This is a genomic window from Oceanobacillus sp. B139/18, assembly GCF_055524595.1.
In genome coordinates this window covers 321,743-339,619 of sequence record NZ_JBVFXI010000001.1, presented here as the reverse complement: position 1 = coordinate 339,619, position 17,877 = coordinate 321,743, and the positions used below count along the sequence as shown (strand labels likewise).

18 protein-coding genes are annotated in these 17,877 nt (G+C 40.9%); all 18 read right to left on the bottom strand.

Annotation, left to right across the window (positions count from 1 at the left end):
* Nucleotides 1-5: 5 nt before the first annotated feature.
* Nucleotides 6-905 carry a DNA-processing protein DprA gene (gene dprA / locus ACZSMY_RS01595; protein WP_042535050.1) on the bottom strand — a complete coding sequence of 300 codons (900 nt, stop codon included), beginning with the start codon at nt 903-905 and terminating at the stop codon, nt 6-8.
* A gap of 121 nt (nt 906-1,026) precedes the next feature.
* Complete coding sequence (gene sucD / locus ACZSMY_RS01590; RefSeq protein WP_042535052.1) at nt 1,027-1,929, bottom strand: succinate--CoA ligase subunit alpha; 903 nt, start codon at nt 1,927-1,929, stop codon at nt 1,027-1,029.
* Between the two features lie 62 nt (nt 1,930-1,991).
* Nucleotides 1,992-3,152, bottom strand: coding sequence for an ADP-forming succinate--CoA ligase subunit beta (sucC, locus tag ACZSMY_RS01585; RefSeq protein WP_042535054.1), 1,161 nt, complete (start codon nt 3,150-3,152; stop codon nt 1,992-1,994).
* Between the two features lie 161 nt (nt 3,153-3,313).
* Nucleotides 3,314-3,592 (bottom strand): EscU/YscU/HrcU family type III secretion system export apparatus switch protein, encoded by a 279-nt coding sequence (locus tag ACZSMY_RS01580; protein WP_042535056.1) that lies wholly within the window; start codon nt 3,590-3,592, stop codon nt 3,314-3,316.
* Complete coding sequence (locus tag ACZSMY_RS01575) at nt 3,589-5,766, bottom strand: hypothetical protein (RefSeq protein WP_455725842.1); 2,178 nt, start codon at nt 5,764-5,766, stop codon at nt 3,589-3,591. The genes ACZSMY_RS01580 and ACZSMY_RS01575 overlap by 4 nt, the downstream gene beginning before the upstream one ends.
* 21 nt (nt 5,767-5,787) lie before the next feature.
* The gene (locus tag ACZSMY_RS01570; RefSeq protein ID WP_465147423.1) at nt 5,788-6,558 is read right to left on the bottom strand and encodes a ribonuclease HII; all 771 of its coding nucleotides are present in this window, start codon (nt 6,556-6,558) and stop codon (nt 5,788-5,790) included.
* Between the two features lie 123 nt (nt 6,559-6,681).
* Complete coding sequence (gene ylqF, locus ACZSMY_RS01565; protein WP_042535061.1) at nt 6,682-7,521, bottom strand: ribosome biogenesis GTPase YlqF; 840 nt, start codon at nt 7,519-7,521, stop codon at nt 6,682-6,684.
* Between the two features lie 15 nt (nt 7,522-7,536).
* A complete protein-coding gene (gene lepB / locus ACZSMY_RS01560; RefSeq protein WP_042535062.1) occupies nt 7,537-8,085 on the bottom strand; it encodes a signal peptidase I in 549 nt (182 codons plus the stop codon).
* Nucleotides 8,086-8,383: 298 nt separating this feature from the next.
* Nucleotides 8,384-8,728, bottom strand: a complete 345-nt coding sequence (gene rplS / locus ACZSMY_RS01555; RefSeq protein ID WP_042535064.1) for a 50S ribosomal protein L19 — start codon at nt 8,726-8,728, stop codon at nt 8,384-8,386.
* 122 nt (nt 8,729-8,850) lie between these two features.
* Nucleotides 8,851-9,588 carry a tRNA (guanosine(37)-N1)-methyltransferase TrmD gene (gene trmD / locus ACZSMY_RS01550; protein WP_042535066.1) on the bottom strand — a complete coding sequence of 246 codons (738 nt, stop codon included), beginning with the start codon at nt 9,586-9,588 and terminating at the stop codon, nt 8,851-8,853.
* Complete coding sequence (gene rimM / locus ACZSMY_RS01545; protein ID WP_042535068.1) at nt 9,589-10,101, bottom strand: ribosome maturation factor RimM; 513 nt, start codon at nt 10,099-10,101, stop codon at nt 9,589-9,591. It lies immediately after the preceding gene.
* Between the two features lie 15 nt (nt 10,102-10,116).
* A complete protein-coding gene (locus ACZSMY_RS01540; RefSeq protein WP_042535069.1) occupies nt 10,117-10,506 on the bottom strand; it encodes a YlqD family protein in 390 nt (129 codons plus the stop codon).
* Nucleotides 10,507-10,636: 130 nt separating this feature from the next.
* Nucleotides 10,637-10,864 carry a KH domain-containing protein gene (locus ACZSMY_RS01535; protein WP_042535071.1) on the bottom strand — a complete coding sequence of 76 codons (228 nt, stop codon included), beginning with the start codon at nt 10,862-10,864 and terminating at the stop codon, nt 10,637-10,639.
* Between the two features lie 13 nt (nt 10,865-10,877).
* Entirely contained in the window at nt 10,878-11,150 is a 273-nt protein-coding gene (gene rpsP, locus ACZSMY_RS01530) for a 30S ribosomal protein S16 (protein WP_042535073.1), read from the bottom strand.
* 119 nt (nt 11,151-11,269) lie between these two features.
* Entirely contained in the window at nt 11,270-12,619 is a 1,350-nt protein-coding gene (gene ffh, locus ACZSMY_RS01525; protein ID WP_042535076.1) for a signal recognition particle protein, read from the bottom strand.
* Nucleotides 12,620-12,632: 13 nt separating this feature from the next.
* Entirely contained in the window at nt 12,633-12,950 is a 318-nt protein-coding gene (locus ACZSMY_RS01520) for a putative DNA-binding protein (RefSeq protein WP_042535078.1), read from the bottom strand.
* An 87-nt stretch (nt 12,951-13,037) separates the two neighbouring features.
* Complete coding sequence (gene ftsY / locus ACZSMY_RS01515) at nt 13,038-14,048, bottom strand: signal recognition particle-docking protein FtsY (protein WP_465147422.1); 1,011 nt, start codon at nt 14,046-14,048, stop codon at nt 13,038-13,040.
* A gap of 12 nt (nt 14,049-14,060) precedes the next feature.
* Entirely contained in the window at nt 14,061-17,630 is a 3,570-nt protein-coding gene (gene smc, locus ACZSMY_RS01510; protein WP_042535082.1) for a chromosome segregation protein SMC, read from the bottom strand.
* Nucleotides 17,631-17,877: the final 247 nt, after the last annotated feature.

Sequence of the window (17,877 nt, the reverse complement as noted above, 5' to 3'; positions counted from 1 at the left end):
AAACACTATTTATTGAATAATCGAAAACTATAATTCCATTCTGTGTAAATATCTTCAGCAGATTGAATTAATTTTGCACCATCCTGAATAATTCGATTACACCCGGCACATTGTTCCAAAAGCGGATTGCCCGGTACAGCGAACACATCTCTTCCTTGGTCAAGGGCTTGATTCACCGTAATCATCGTACCGCTCTTCTTCATTGCTTCTATCACTAAGGTTCCCATTGTCAAGCCACTTATAATTCGATTTCTTTCCGGGAAATGATATTTTTGAGGCGGTGCGTCTGGCGGGTATTCAGATAAAGCCAGTCCTTGCTTTACAATCTTTTGATAAAGCGGCAAATGCTCTCTTGGGTAAATGGATCGAAAGCCGCCGCCTAAAACAGCAATCGTATTTCCCTGCCGTTTCAGTGTCAGCCGATGTGCCATACTGTCAACACCTCTTGCCATTCCACTGACAATCACCCATTTCGCATCAATAAGAGGCGCAATCGCCATAAATAGCTTTCCAAAGGCCTCATTTGACGGATTTCTTGTACCGATAACGCTGAGCATCGGCTGCTTTGCTAAAAGATCCAGATTTCCTGAACCATATAAAACGAGGGGTGCATCTTTAATTGTATTTAACATAGAGGGATAATATTCGTCAACTATTGTGATGATATGAAAATCTCTAGATTCTTCCAATATCTTCTTTTTTAATTGCGGATTATGAAGGTCTTTCAAGAGGGTTTGTGCTTTTTGATGAGGAATTCGAATAATTTGTGACAATTCGTACGGGGACAGCTGATAAATCTTTTTTAGTTCAGGATCTGTTCGTACCCACTTGCGTATAAAAGTACGTGTAGCATAACGGCACCGGCTGAGATGAATAAAATCCAGCCGATCAAAAAGATAATTCAATCCATATCCTTCCCTTCCTACTTAATTGAGGCTGAAAAACCCGGACAAAATTCTACTTCCTTCTATATTATAGAAGGAAGTAGAATCCTCTGCCCAGGTACCTTAAAGTACTTCAACATGCTTAATGCGTTTTACATTTTTCCTCTAAACCATTTTCTTTCAATGCTTCAATCATTGTTTCTCCCATAACAGAAGGAGTTGCAGCTACTTTAATTCCGCAGGATTCCATTACACGGATTTTTTCATCAGCTGTTCCTTTTCCTCCGGAGATAATAGCACCGGCATGTCCCATACGTTTTCCTGGAGGTGCTGTTGCTCCGCCGATAAATCCGACTACGGGCTTTGTCATATTCGCTTTCACCCACTCAGCAGCTTCTTCTTCCGCGGTACCGCCGATTTCACCGATCATAATAACAGCCTCTGTTTCAGAGTCTTTGTTAAACTCTTCTAGTACATCAATAAAGTTTGTCCCGTTAACCGGGTCGCCGCCAATACCGACAGCAGTTGTCTGTCCATAACCAGCTTCGGACAATTGATGAACAGCTTCATACGTCAATGTACCAGAGCGGGATACCACGCCGATATGCCCTTTTTTATGGATATATCCTGGCATAATCCCAATTTTTGTTTCATCTGCTGTAATCACACCAGGGCAGTTTGGCCCAACAAGGCGTGTTTTCTTGCCTTCCATATAGCGTTTCACTTTCACCATATCCATTACCGGAATATGTTCTGTAATACAGATAACTAAATCAAGCTCTGCATCTGTTGCTTCAATGATAGCATCTGCAGCAAAAGGTGCCGGTACATAGATAACAGATGCGGTTGCTCCAGTAGCTTTTACAGCATCATCAACTGTGTTAAAAACAGGAACTCCTTCTACTTCTGTACCTGCTTTTTTCGGTGTTACCCCGCCAACAATTTTTGTACCATATTCCAGCATTTGTTTTGTATGGAAACGTGCAGTTCCACCTGTAATTCCTTGGACTATTACTTTTGTATCTTTATTAATATAAACACTCATTATAAGTCCGCCCTTTCCTATTTTTACGTCCTCTATTTGTAAGTCAATACACGGTAACTGCTTTACTTCACTGCAGCAACAATTTTCTCTGCGCCGTCTGCCATAGAGGTTGCAGAAGTAATATTTAGACCTGATTCATCTAAAATTTCTTTGCCCCGCTCTACGTTTGTACCTTCTAAGCGGACAACTAATGGTATAGTCAAGCCAATTTGCTTCGTTGCTTCTACAACACCTTCAGCAATAACATCACATTTCATAATTCCGCCAAAAATGTTTACAAAAATTCCTTTTACATTTTTATCTGAAAGAATGATTTTAAATGCTTCGGTTACTTTTTCGGCTGTAGCACCGCCCCCTACATCAAGGAAGTTAGCCGGATCGCCGCCATAATGCTTAATAATATCCATTGTAGACATTGCTAAGCCGGCGCCGTTTACCATACACCCGATGTTTCCGTCTAATGAAACATAGCTTAAGTCATATTTAGAAGCTTGGATTTCTTTCTCGTCTTCCTCGCCTAAGTCACGCAGTTCTGCAATTTCTGGTTGACGATAGAGTGCGTTATCATCAAAGTTTAATTTTGCATCCAACGCAAGAACTTCGTTATCACCTGTAGTTACAAGCGGGTTAATTTCTGCGATAGAGCAATCTTTTGCAACAAAAGCATCATATAGTGCAGTCATAAATTTAACTGCTTTACCCAGTAATTCATCCGGAATATTAATATTGAATGCTAGTCTTCTAGCTTGATAAGGTGATAAACCAACAACAGGGTCAATCACTTCTTTAAAGATTTTTTCAGGTGTTGCTTCTGCCACCTCTTCAATTTCTGTACCGCCTTCTTCAGACGCCATCATAACAACTCTTGATGTGGCACGGTCAAGAACTACCCCTACGTAATATTCTTTCTGAATATCACAGCCTTCTTCAATAAGTAAACGTTTTACTTCTGTGCCGTCAGGTCCGTTCTGATGTGTTACAAGCGTTTTCCCTAAAATTTCATCCGCATATGTACGAACTTCCTCCAGACTCTTTGCTACCTTTACCCCGCCGGCTTTACCGCGTCCACCTGCATGGATTTGCGCCTTGACAACGGTTACAGACGAGCCAAGCTTTTCCGCAGCTTCTACAGCTTCGTCTACAGAATAAGCAACATGACCGTTCGGAACGTTTACACCAAATTCTCGTAAAACTTGTTTACCTTGGTACTCATGAATGTTCATCTTCCATCCTCCTATCAAAATCAATGCACTACTATTGTATTAAAAATATAGGAAATAAACAAGAAATAGGGAACATAAAAATCAATATTATTTCTTAACCCGCCAAAAGTATGGACACCGTTGTAAAATAGAAAATGAATGGTTCCTGACTAAACTCTTATTCACCTATTCTCTATTCCAGTTTGTTTATCTGCCCGATAGATAAAAGCAAACACTTCTGACACTACCTGAAATAACTCCTCTGGAATCTGTTCATTGATATTTAATTCAGCCAGTACCTCGACTAAGGAAGGGTCTTCTAAAATTGGTATATCATGCGCCTCTGCCCGCTCAATAATTTCTTCTGCAACAAAGCCTTTTCCTGAAGCCATTACTCTTGGTGCATCGTCCATACTCTGCTCATAGCTTAAGGCAACTGCTTTTTTTCGTTTTTCATTCATACTCGAAAATCCACCTTTCCAGAACCAGGCCTTTCCTCAGCAGTTTTTATTGCCTGACGCTGTTGTTTTTCTGCTTCCGTATAGGGCTTGCAGGTAACTGATGCCACGTGATAATCCATGCTTTCTAATGCTTCCTGCAGATTAGGACGAAGCTTTTCCACCAGCACCGGGGTTGTAGCCTGATCGTTATAGATGGTGATAGACAGTGATTTTTTTTGAACATGCAGATCAACAATGGTTTCTTTCATTCCGTGCAGATTCAGGTCAAAAATAATACGGCAATGCTCCGGATCAATCCTCCCGTCAGCAGTCTTCTTGCCCTCAAAATGCAAATCGATATCCTTGGATACCCCCAATTTTTGTCCAGGTATCTGTATATTAGCCTGAATAAAATAACTGCTGTCATTCATGTTATTTAATTGCATGCCATTTAAAAAATGAACCACCTGCTGTGCGTTATCCCTGCTGATTCCACCACTGCTGCTCTGAAGCATTTCTAGTAATAAGTGTTTGAACTGCATCGTGTTTGCATCATCTGTTTTCAACGAATTTTCAGCATTCAGTCCGGCATCGCGGAGAACCCACTGCATTTGCTGCAGGAACTGTTCTTTAGGATCATGGATGGTATTTTCATTTGAAGCTATCCATATATTTATGAACCGCTGCAGTGCCTGATAGGTTTTCGGTTCGGCCAAAGCTTCCAGTAATGAACGCACGGTGCCGCTCTCCTGGGTAACCGGTGATTGATTGGCGAAATACTGCGGAAACTCAGCAGCCAGAGTTGACTTGGGCTGTACTGCAGCATTGTTTCCTTGCATCAGTGCTCCTTGTAACGCTTTAGCTTCAGTCATTAATTGCTTTTGATTGCCTAAAATAGACTGAATCTGCTCCTTTACTCCTTCGAAACTGCTTGTAAATGGCGCGGTTACTGGCCCTTGATTTTGTGATACAGGCGGGTTCCATTGCTTTAATGCATTTATCCAGCTTTGTTTATCCAGGGCTTTGGAAACCATTCCTAAGTTTTGCAAAAGAGGAAACAGTACTGGTTTCTCAGCTTGTGCATCGGCTGTCAGTACAATTCTCATCGCTCTTTCATTCGAAGTTCCCAAAATATTCGAGAACCGTTCTAACATTGGAAAATTTTTAGAATCAGATAAAGCCTCGATAATTTGACGGACATTTCCTTCATTTCCTAATCCTTTATCTGAAAAAGATTGCGGAAACTGCGCTTCTATACTCTGCTTCATCAGTGCTGCCGTGTTATTGCCTTGTTGTAGTACAGGCTTCGCTTCTGCTGTCAGCTGCTGCTGAGTAGCTAAAATAGATTGAATCTTCCCCTTTATTTCTTCCAAACCAGCTGTAAATGGAGCTGAAGCCGCCGCTTGATTGGGCGGCGTTTGTGTAACAGGTGAATTCCATTGCTGCAAAATATTTGTCCATGCCTGTCTGTCCAGTCCTTTAGAAACGAAGCCGAGGCTTTGAAGCAGCGGAAATAAAACAGGCTTTGCAGCTTGAGCATCGGCACTCAAAATGGCACGCACAGCGCTTTGTTCAGAAGGAAAACCTTTAAGTATGTGTTCCAGGCTAGCCCGCAACATCGGCTGCTGGCCGGGAAGAAGGGAACGTTCCAGCGACGCTAAGCTCTCACTAAAATTGCCGTTTTGAAACGCCTGCACTGCTTGGAATGAAGCTGGCGTTACCGGGATACGCATTTTCATTAACTCCATAAGAATAGGCTGTGCTTGCTTCTGTGAGATTTTGTTATCCTGAATATACTGCATTGCCTGCATCAAATCACTTCTCTGCATGGGCACTTGTTCTCCGACAAGCGCACTGGCCAGCTGGAACGATAATTTATTTTCTTTGATGCCAAGCTGCTGGAGAAGATGACGAGTCATCTGCTGCCCATTATGCTGCTCACCAGTCATTACTTTTAATTCAGGCATCTTCCCTTCATGGGATGTTACTTGAAAAAAATATTTTCCGCCCACAGAAAGAGAAGCCTCCAGCTGGGCAATTAGCTGGCTGCCCTGAATTTGAATGGCTGCTCGTTGATTTGGAAAAAGCTGCTTTACTGTTCCTTGTAAAATATCCCCTGTCTTCAGATTATGAAGCAGATTCGCCTTGGAAGGATGCAGTAATTTAGCCGCCTTTACATTGTCTTGAATCCGCATAGGCTCTCCTCTTTTTCTTTATCATTTTCCCATTGTTTTTATTGGTGCAAATGATGTTCTATGGTAAGGCGTCACCCCAAATTGATTCAGCCCTTCTAAATGTGCTTTGGTCCCGTATCCCATATTTTTATCAAAATCATAGCCGGGATATTCCTTATGTAATTCCTTCATATACTGATCACGGGCTACCTTTGCCAAAACACTGGCAGCCGCAATACTGACGCTTGACGCATCTCCCTTGATAATCGCTTCCTGAGAACAGGTTAAGCCGGGCAAATGAACTGCATCAACCAGTACATGCTCAGGAGATGGAGTCAGCCCTGATAACGCATCATACATTGCTTTTTTGGTTGCTTCATAAATATTAATCGTATCTATAGTCTGATTATCTATAAATGAAATATGATAGCTGACAGCATGCTCTTTGATATAGGTGCTGTATTCTTCCCTTACGTTTTCTTTTAGTTTCTTGGAGTCATTTAACCCGATTAATTGAAAATCTTTTGGAAGAATCACAGCAGCTGCTACAACAGGACCTGCAAGCGGACCTCTGCCGACTTCATCCACACCTGCTATATTTTCTATTCCATTCATATATGCATTGTTCTCATAGCGCTGCATATCAGCAAACTGTTTAATTAAACGTTTTTCACGCTCTTGTTTACGCTGATAGGATTGTACCAGTGTCTGAACGCCTTTCCTTTCGTCTTGAAGAATTACTTCCCATTCTTCTGCTGTCAGGGTACCTTCTTTAAGTAACCCTTTAATTTCTGCGATTGATTGCTTTTTCATATCTATCCTGCTTTCTTTTATTATCGTCATTTTATCAAACTTGTTAAGCTATCTTTTTAAACATCTTCTATAAATATGAAAATAGCCTACAAAGAAAATCCCTTGCAGGCTGTTAAATATATTTTATGGCTGTTCCAAAGTGAACTTGCCTAATTTTCCTGTTCTTAAATCTTGAAGAACGATATCGGATACTTTATCAAAATTCACATGACCGCCGCTTTCTAATGCGCCTCTTTTTCTGCCGATACCCTCAAATAGTTCTACCATGTCCGTACTATCTTCTACAGCATAGCGTTCCTTCAGGTAATTCGGATATTCTTCAAATAAGAAGCGAATAACAAAGGCTGTAATATCCTGAAGAGGAAGCAGCTGGTCTTTTATTGTTCCGATTGCCGCCAGCCGGTATCCTACAGCCTCTTCTTCAAATTTCGGCCATAAAATACCTGGTGTATCCAGTAATTCGAAGTCTTTCTTTATTTTAATCCATAATTGCTGTTTAGTAATTCCGGGACGATCTCCCGTCTTCGCAATTTTTTTATTGGCAAGCCGGTTAATCAAAGTAGATTTCCCCACATTCGGGATACCAACGATCATTGCTCTGGCTGGTCTCGGCTTAATTCCTTTCGCCTTCAGCTTGTCCATCTTTTCTTGTCCCATTGCTTTGGCCAGCTGAACAACCTGCTGTATATCTCCTTTTTGATTCACATCGACCGCTGCAGCCTGTATCCCCTGCTCCTGATAACCTGCTATCCATTCAGCTGTTTTCGCAGGGTCAGCTAAATCTTTTTTCATCAGTAAGACAAGCTTAGGTTTTTGCCCTAAAACCTCTTGCAGCATCGGGTTTTGCGAGGAGTACGGTGCTCTTGCATCAACCAGTTCAATGACAAAGTCAACAAGCTTTAATTGCTCCTGTACTTCTCTGCGCGCCTTCGCCATATGACCGGGAAACCACTGTATAGGCATATTTTTTCACCTTCCTTATTCACTAAAGTGTATACGATTCAATGGCCAGTAGACCAGACTTGCCTCTCCGACTACCTCATCCATCGGTACTACTCCGATAATTCGGCTGTCTGTTGAGTTGCTCCGATTATCGCCTAGTACGAATACGGAATCCTCAGGAACCACTTCATAGCCTTCTTCCAATTCTTCCAGTTCGAAATCATTTGTAAAGACCTGATCATTTAAGAACGGCTCATCTACCGGTTCCCCATCGATATACAGTACATTATCTCTCACTGCTACATGCTCTCCAGGCAGTCCAATAACACGCTTAATAAAATCATTTTGCTCAGGAGCATGGAACACAACAATGTCAAAACGATCTGGTTCTCCAAGCGTATAATTAATTTTATTAACAATCATTTGATCACGGTCATGCAAGGTTGGCAGCATCGATGGTCCTTCTACAACGATAGGCGCAAATAAGAACATCCGCACTAAGAACACAAAACCTACAGCAAGAAGGATAGCTTTTATCCACTCCAACCACTCATTCTTTTTCTTTTTTTGCTCTTTCTCTGTCATCTGATTTCCTCCGATAACTTCAGTCTACCTTATATTGTAGCTAGTAAGTGTTAGATAAACAAATTCTAAGTAGTATTATTTTTATTAAAGTGCCTGTTCAAAAGTTCGATAAATAGGACCAGTCAGCTAAGAACGCGACGTCCTGAGACTGCGATTTTAGTAAAAGTTCGTCTAATCACCGTGTTATTTTTATTCCTTTTTATTGGACTTTTTGAACGTTCTCTTTAAGAATGAAAAAGAGCTACTGCCATGATTGACGTAGCCCTTTTGTATTCGTTTCATATCCTCTGCCGGCTGATTAGCGACGTTCTTTAATACGAGCAGCTTTTCCGCGCAGGTTACGCAGGTAGTAAAGCTTCGCACGACGTACAATACCGCGACGAGAAACTTCAATTTTATCAACTCTTGGTGAATGTAATGGGAAAGTACGCTCCACACCAACACCGTAAGAAATTTTTCTTACTGTGAATGTTTCGCTGATTCCGCCGTTTTGACGTTTAATTACAACACCTTCAAATACCTGAATACGCTCACGACTTCCCTCTACAACCTTCACGTGCACCTTTAAAGTGTCACCAGGTCGAAAATCAGGATGGTCTGTACGTAATTGATCTTTGGTTACGTCTGCAATAATTTGTTGCATGATTTTCACTCCTTCCAAACTAATGCTCATGCCCTTTTATCTGAACAGCGGAACATCGTTTTACATGCTTACACGCACATAAGCACAATTAATAATATAGCATATTATGGCGTAAAGCACAACTATTTTTCGTCATTTTTTAATTCTTGAAGTATTTCTTTATCTGTTGTATCTAACGGTTGATTTTCTAATAAATCAGGGCGTCTTTCAGCAGTTCGCCTCAAGGATTCTTTCCTTCTCCAGGCTTCAATATTCGCATGGTTTCCGGATAAAAGGACTTCTGGAGCCTTCATCCCGCGAAAATCCGCAGGGCGAGTGTAATGGGGGTGTTCCAATAATCCAGTCGAAAAAGAATCCTGCTTTGCGGAGGCTTCGTTTCCAAGAGCCTCTGGCAATAAACGAACAACACTGTCAACAACAACCATTGCCCCTAATTCTCCACCAGTTAAGACATAGTCTCCTATAGAAATTTCATCCGTTACAAGATGCTCACGAATTCGCTCATCATATCCTTCGTAATGACCGCAAATAAAAATCAGATGCTCCTCCTGAGCCAGCTCCTCTGCTTTTTTCTGTGTGTAAGGCTCTCCCTGAGGGCACATCAAAACAACACGCGGACGGGAAGTTCTCTCTTTTTTCACCGCTTCAACAGCATCAAATACAGGCTGTGGCGTCAGTACCATACCTGCTCCGCCCCCATAAGGATAATCATCTACTTTTTTATGTTTTTGCGTGGAATAATGACGAAAATCAACAAGCTGATAAGAAAACTGATCTTTATCAGCCGCTTTTTTCAGGATAGAACTTTCCATCACACCATAAAACATTTCCGGGAAAAGTGTCAGAATATCAATATGCATCTAATCTAACATCCCTTCCATTAACTCCACTGAAATAACTCCAGTCTGAATGTCTACCTTTTTGACTACATCTTCAATATAGGGTATTAACAAATCCTTCTTGCCAGGCCTTTGTACTACCCAGACATCATTAGCGCCGGGAGAGAGGATTTCTTTCACTTTCCCTAATGTATCTCCCTCCGCTGTCTGAACTTGACAGCCGATAATTTCATGATAGTAAAACGCGTTCTCTTCCAATTCTGCTGTTTGATTTTTATCGATATACAAATTCATGCCTTTCCATTGTTCTACATCATTCAGATTGGCATATCCTTTAAATGTAATCAAATCAAACCCTTTATGAATGCGATGTGATCCAATTTCCAATGTGATATCACGCTGGTCTGATGAAATAATCACTTCATTTCCAGGCGTAAAACGTTCTTCGAAATCGGTAATGCGCAAAACCTTTACCTCGCCTTTAATTCCATGTGTATTCACGATTTTACCAATTTTTAATTTCTCTGTATGCATCTTTTTTCACCTATTTCATTCGTCGATTCGGATAACCTTATCATCTTTAATTACGATAGCCTGCTCCTTCATAAGATGGTGCCAATCGGAGCCTACTTCGACCTCAACAAGAGCTTCAACCTCTTTTTCAACGATTTCGCTACCCATTTTTAATTCATCTAACTGTTCTATCTTAAAATCTAACAGCTTCATTTTTTCCTGGCGATTTTTAATTTCCTGGTTAAACCGAGTTTCCATATCTGAACGAACATTTGCATTTTTGTTCTTTAATTTTCTCATTTCAAATTGGAGTTGTTGACACTCTTGTTCAAGACGTAATTTATGATTTGTGAAATTTTGGCGGATTTTTTCTTTGCTGTCCTCTGTCACGACTACCTTAATGGGAACTTTTTTAATTAATTTCATTTCAATTCAGCTCCTGCCTGATAGATTCGGGTTTAAATGTGTAAAAAGGGAAAGTTGAGCCCTAAAAGCAGGGTCAGCTTTCCCTTTACCAAGTTATTCAGAAAGAATGTATTCTTTCTGAATACGAACCTTACATAATATCCAAAAAAATACGTTTATTACCACCAGTGTTTGCTGCGTATACAACAGTTCGTATTGCTTTTGCAATCCGGCCGTTTTTGCCAATGACTTTTCCGACATCGTCCGGATGAACAGTTAAATGATACGTAACTTTAGAATCTTCTTCCGTTTCTTTTATCACAATATCATCCGGATAATCTACTAATGAGGTAACAATCGATTTAATCAGGGCTTTCATGATATCACACTACTTATTTAGAATTTTTTTGTTCGTGAAAATTCTTCATGATGCCTTCGTTAGAGAATAGATTACGTACTGTATCGCTTGGTTTTGCACCTTTTGTCATCCAATCAAGTGCTTTTTCTTCATCTATTTTAACCTCAACTGGATTTACTACAGGATTGTACGTACCAATTTGTTCGATAAAGCGACCATCACGTGGAGAACGAGAGTCTGCTACAACAATACGATAGAATGGATTTCTTTTAGAACCCATACGTTTTAAACGAATTTTTACTGCCATGCTTTGCACCTCCAATAATTATCTTATCACAAGAATTGATTTTAACAGATAGTTTTTAGTCTGTAAAGTATTTTTCCATTACAAGCTTATTTTATTACAAAAAAGCATGAAAATCAACTCTACATGAAAGGAAATTTAAATCCGCCGCCTTTTCCTTTTTTCCCTTTTTGCATATTGGTCATTTGCTTCATCATTTTTTTCATTTCCGAAAATTGCTTTATTAAGCGGTTGACCGCTGCAACAGAAGTTCCCGAACCTTTTGCAATCCGTTTTCTCCTGCTTCCATTGATAATACTCGGCTCCTGACGCTCTTTTTTCGTCATGGATTGGATAATTGCCTCAACTTCGGTCAATTGGCTTTCATCTAATTGGGCATTCTTCAAGCCTTTCATCTTGTTTGAGCCTGGAATCATAGCCATTAAGTCATCTAACGGCCCCATTTCACGGACCTGACCCATTTGTTCCAGGAAATCGTCAAATGTAAAGGACATCGTACGCATTTTTTCTTCTAATTCCTTTGCCTGTTTTTCATCCACGTTGGTCTGAGCTTTTTCAATTAAAGAAAGCACATCCCCCATACCGAGAATCCTGGATGCCATACGTTCTGGGTGGAAGGCTTCCAGCTGATCCAGTTTTTCTCCCATCCCGGCAAATTTAATCGGCTTGTCCGTTACCGCTTTGATAGAAAGCGCCGCACCGCCGCGGGTATCCCCGTCTAACTTTGTCAGAACAACTCCTGTAATATCAAGCTGTTCATTAAAGCTTTCTGCTACATTAACAGCATCCTGCCCAGTCATGGAATCAACCACTAAAAAGATTTCATCTGGTTTTACATCTGTTTTGATTTTCTGTAATTCTTCCATCAGGTTTTCATCTACATGCAAACGGCCGGCCGTATCAATAATGACATAATCATTGTGATTCTCTTTTGCCTGAGCAATCGCCTGATTGGCAATATCAACCGGATTTGCTTCTGTTCCTAATGAAAAAACAGGCATATCCAGCTGTGTACCGAGCGTTTCCAATTGTTGAATGGCTGCCGGACGATAGACGTCACATGCAACTAATAACGGATTACGGTTATGCTTTTTACGTAAATGGTTCGCAAGCTTTCCCGTGGTGGTCGTTTTACCTGCACCTTGTAAACCAACCATCATAATAACGGTCGGCGAACGGTCGGCGACAGCAATTTTACTTTGCTCTCCACCCATTAAATTCGTTAATTCATCTTTTACAACTTTAATAACCTGTTGCCCTGGTGTTAAGCTTTCCATTACTTCCTGCCCGACCGCTCTTTCTTTTATCCGGGCAATTAATTGTTTTACAACTTTGAAGTTTACATCGGCTTCTAAAAGCGCCAGGCGAACTTCTCTTGTCATCTCTTTTACATCTTGCTCAGAGACCTTACCCTTACCGGTAATTTTCTTTATCGTACCTTGGAGACGGTCCGCTAATCCTTCAAATGCCATAGAAGGTATCCCCCTAATCTAAATCTAGTAATTGTTGAACATACTTTTTTGCCTCCGGATCTTTTACCGTTTCCGAAAGCTTCACAATGATTTGCTTACGTTTTTCAAATCTAGAAAAAAGATGAAGCTTATCCTCATAAGACTCTAACATTTTTTCTGTTCTTTTTATATTATCATATACAGCTTGTCTGGAAACTTCAAAGAGCTCCGATATCTCACCTAATGAGTAGTCTTCCAGATAATACATTTCCATATAACTGCGCTGTTTTGGAGTCAGCAGTGCTTGATAAAAATCATATAAATAATTTATCCGATTTGTCTTTTCCAGCAACGGGCACACCTCTTGTTAAGTGATTTTCCTTTACATTTATCATATCCAACTCAATCGGAAATTGTCAAGTAGTCAAGCGGGTTTCGCCTATTCCGTTTTCTCGCTCTCCTCACTCATTCCTAAATCAGAAAATAATCCAAATACAAAGGCATCTGCGTCAAATTGCTGCAGGTCATTGATCCCTTCACCTAATCCGACATACTTCACCGGAATTTGCAATTCGTTACGAATAGCCAGCACAATCCCGCCTTTTGCTGTACCATCCAGTTTAGTCAAGACAATTCCGGACACATCTGTTGCCTCTGAAAAGGTACGTGCCTGTGTCAATGCATTTTGACCGGTAGTAGCGTCCAAAACCAGCAAAACTTCATGGGGAGCACCTGGAATTTCACGTTCAATGACGCGTTTCACTTTAGCAAGCTCGTTCATCAGATTCACCTTATTCTGAAGTCTTCCTGCAGTATCACAAATGAGAACATCTGCTTCACGAGACTTTGCAGCTCTGATTCCATCATAAATAACCGCAGCAGGGTCACTGCCTTCGCTGTGCTTTATTACAGGAACGTCGGCACGCTCTCCCCAGATTTCTAGTTGGTCGATTGCTCCAGCACGGAAAGTATCCCCTGCTGCTAAGATGACATTTTTTCCATCTGCTTTTAATTGATGTGCAAGCTTGCCAATACTTGTTGTTTTCCCCACGCCATTTACACCAACAACAAGAATAACCTGTAATCCGTCTTCATCCAGCTGCAAATGCTGGATGGACGAATCTTCATCGCCATAATAAATATCTACAAGCTTTTCTGAAATAACATCCTTTATTTCAGAGGAATCCTTGATTTTTTGACGCTTTACTTCCATTTTAAGTTCTTCGACAAGATCCATCACAGTGGAAACACCGACATCTGCTGTAATTAATACCTCTTCTAATTCTTCAAAGAAATCCTCATCTACTTTACGATAACGTGCAATCAAATCATTTAATTTCCCTGAAAAGGTATCTCTTGTCTTTTTCATACCTTCCTGATATTTTTCGGAAAACTCCTTGGTTTCCTCGTTTTGCTTAAAACGCGCTTTCAATTTATCCATAAATCCCATATTGATATCCCCCTACGATTGAATCAATTCTTTTGTATCCTCTAATCGGACAGAAACCAGTCTCGACACCCCTGATTCCTGCATCGTCACACCATAAAGAACATCTGCTTCCTCCATGGTTCCTTTTCGATGTGTAATGACGATAAACTGTGTATCCTTGCTGAATTGCTTCACATACCTGGCAAAGCGGACTACATTCGCTTCATCTAAAGCCGCTTCGACCTCATCCAGTATACAAAACGGAACTGGACGGACACGCAAAATGGAAAAGAGAAGGGCGATTGCTGTTAATGCTCGTTCTCCTCCTGATAAAAGGCTTAAATGCTGCAATTTTTTCCCCGGCGGCTGCGCAATAATATCTACGCCTGTTTCTAATAAATTATCCGGGTTTGTTAATTTTAATTCAGCATGTCCGCCGCCAAACAAGTGCATAAACACCTGAGAGAATTCTTCTTTTATTTTTGAAAAAGTGGCTGAAAACCGCTCCTTCATTTCTGTGTCCATCTCTTCAATAACAGTATATAGCGTTCGCTTTCCTTCCACAAGGTCATCTCTTTGTTCTTTTAAGAACTGGTACCTTTCAGAAATACGCTCATATTCATCAATAGCACCTAAATTAATCGTACCCAGCTGGTTGATTTTATCCTTTAAACGGCTGACGACTGCTTTTGCCTCATCCATATTTTCAACCTTTGCATAATCACGTTTTGCCAATTCATATGTCATCAAGTATTCTTTTTCAAGCTGCTGCAGGTGGTTATCAAGCTCCACATCCAGGCGGTTTGATTTGACCTCCTGTTTTTGATAGTGCTCATTCGTCACGCTGTATTGTTCCTGCGCTTCTTTCAATTTCGCTTCCAGGGACTGCTGTTTGTCTAAGCTTTCTTTTCTTTTAGTGCGCAGCTTCTCTATGCTTTCCGTTAATCTCTGTTTGGAAGTTCTGGCATTGACAATTTTCTCTTCCATTTCTTCTTCTGTTTCTTCCTGATTTTTTATTGCCGTTATTGTCTCCAGCTCTTCGTCCACCTGTTTTTTTTCCTCAATTGCCCGTTCAAGCTGCGTCTCCAAAGCTTTTGTATTCGCTTTTTGATTTTTAAAGCGTTCTTCCTGCTCAGCCAGTGTTACTTTGATCTCGTAAAACGCATCCTGTAATTTTCCTTGCGTCTCTTTTAATTTCGCTTCTTCCTCTGTTAAATCATCCACTTCTTTTTGCACTGTTTGAAGCTTAATATTGATTTCTTCTAATTCTTTTGTCAGGACTTTATTTCGATCCGCTAATTCTGTGCGGCTCTGTTCATTCTGTTTTTTATCCATATCATAGATGGACAAATTGTCATTGATGGATGTCAGCTTCGCCTGAAAGGTTTGAAAATCAGCTTGACTTTCCTGCACCTCTTTTTGCATTTTCTGCACTTCTTGCTCGGTATCGCTGATTTTTTCATCCAGCTCTCGCAAATAATCTTTTTTCTTCTGTACACCTTGCTCAAATTGCTCTGTTTTCTGTTTGTATTCTGCCAAGCGCGCATGCAGCTCCTGCAGATCTTTTTCGCGGGTAAACAGCGATTGATTTTGTTTTTTCTGCGCTCCTCCTGACATAGAGCCTCCAGGGTGGACCATGTCTCCGTCCAGCGTGACAATCCGGTATCTGCGATGCAGTTTTATTGCAATGTCATTTGCATCCCGCAAGGTTTTAGCAATAACCACATTACCCATTAAATGCTGCACTGCTTTCTCATATTTTTTAGCTTTCGGCTGCACTAAATCAGAAGCAACACCTACAAATCCCGGGTGCTCCCTTACTTCCTGTTTTCCTTCACTGGATAAAAAACGGGGCTGAATCGATTTAAGCGGGAGAAAAGTTGCCCGCCCGCTATTGGTCTTTTTCAACCAATTAATCGCTTCTCTTGCCGCCTGGTCTGTTTCCACAACAATATTCTGTGCTTGTCCGCCTAATACGGTCTCCACTGCCGTAATATAGTCTTTAGGGACATCCATTAACTCGATAACCGCCCCTTCTATATCCTTCAGCTTGCCTTCTTCTCTTGCCCGTAACACCTGACGGACGCCCTGAAAGAAGCCCTGAAAGTCTTCCTTCATTTCTTCGAGCATTTCTTTTTTTGACTTTACTTTTTCAATGTATTGATAGCCTTGATAAAGCTTGGATTGCGCTTCCTCATATTGTGTGCGTTCTGATTGCAATTCAGCCTTTAACGTTTTTAATTGCTGCGCCTTCTTTTCCAGCTGGTTCTGGTAAGTCTGCAAGACCTCTTCCGCAGCTGTCTGTTTATCTTGCAGCTCATTTCTCTCCGTGAGCATATCTTTAAATTTCATGGATTGAGAATTATTTTTTGCTTCAATTTGCTCTTGCTGCCGATCAACAGATTGTTTTTCATTTCGATAAGCAGCCTGCTGGTTCAACAACTCGATATACTCCGCTTTTAAATCCTCAATTCGGTTAGCTACATCTTCCGGCCGCATTGCTAATTTCTTTTCTAATTCTTTTTTCCTGGCCAAAGTATCAGTCTTCTCAGCCTCTAACTGCGCCAGCTTCTCCTGTTCATTTATTTTTTGTTTTTCCAGCACACGAACATTTGAAGTAACCCGATCTAACTGCTGTACAAGCTTTTCTTTATTCTCATCTGCGTGCTTGGAGCGTTCATCAAACAGTTGCTTCTTTCCTTCAAATTTCTCCAGTCGTTCTGTTATATCTAATAAATCCGTCTGCAGCTGCTCTATTTCTGTTTCATATTGCTGTATATGTTTTTTTTCTTTTGCTACGTCCGTTTCGATCAGACGAATGGCTTCGGATTGTTCTTTCTGTTTTTTTTCGTTTACAGCTAAGTTTTCTAATACCTGCTGCCATTCCTGATGAATTTGTTCCATTTCCGTAATCAGCACAGAAATCTCTGTTTCTTGAAGTTCAGCCTGCAAGGTCTGATATTCTTTTGCTTTTTTTGATTGCTCCTCTAACGGATCCAGCTGCTGTTCAATTTCATAAACAATATCCTCGACACGATTCAGGTTCTCCTGCGTTTCAGCAAGCTTATATTCCGCTTTTTTCTTACGCTGCTTATATTTTAAAACGCCTGCCGCTTCCTCAAAAATCACACGGCGTTCCTCTGCTTTCGAGCTGAGAATCTCCTCCACTCTTCCCTGACTGATAATAGAAAAAGCTTCTCTGCCCAGACCGGAATCAATAAACAGATCAACAATATCCTTCAGTCGGCAAACCTGTTTATTGATATAAAATTCGCTTTCCCCAGATCGATAAACCCTTCTTGTCACACTGACTTCTTCGTAATCCAGCGGTACGCGCTGATCTTTATTGTCTAATACAAGGGTAACTTCAGCGATATTTAAAGGAGATCTCGAGTCACTCCCCTGGAATATAATATCTTCCATTTTGGATCCGCGCAGTGATTTCATAGATTGTTCACCCAGCACCCAGCGGATTGCGTCAGTAATATTACTTTTCCCGCTTCCATTCGGACCTACTACCGCTGTTACTCCAGGTACAAAATCTACGTTAATTCGCTCTGCAAAGGATTTAAATCCAACACTTTCTAATCGCTTTAAATGCATAATCATTCTCCTAAAAATCTAATCTTTCTATTTTATCGTATCTATTTATCGTTATCGTAAGAAAAACCAAGAATACCACTTGGTCTTTAAAATATCGATGTTCTTGCCAAAGAGATGTCCGCTCCGGGAAGTCGCTTTCCGCGGGCAACGTTCAGCCACACGGTAAGAAAACCGCTTCCTGCTCAGGTCTATCTGTTGCTTTTCCCGCAGGAGTAGACAACATCCCCTCCCATCTTTGAAGAAATAT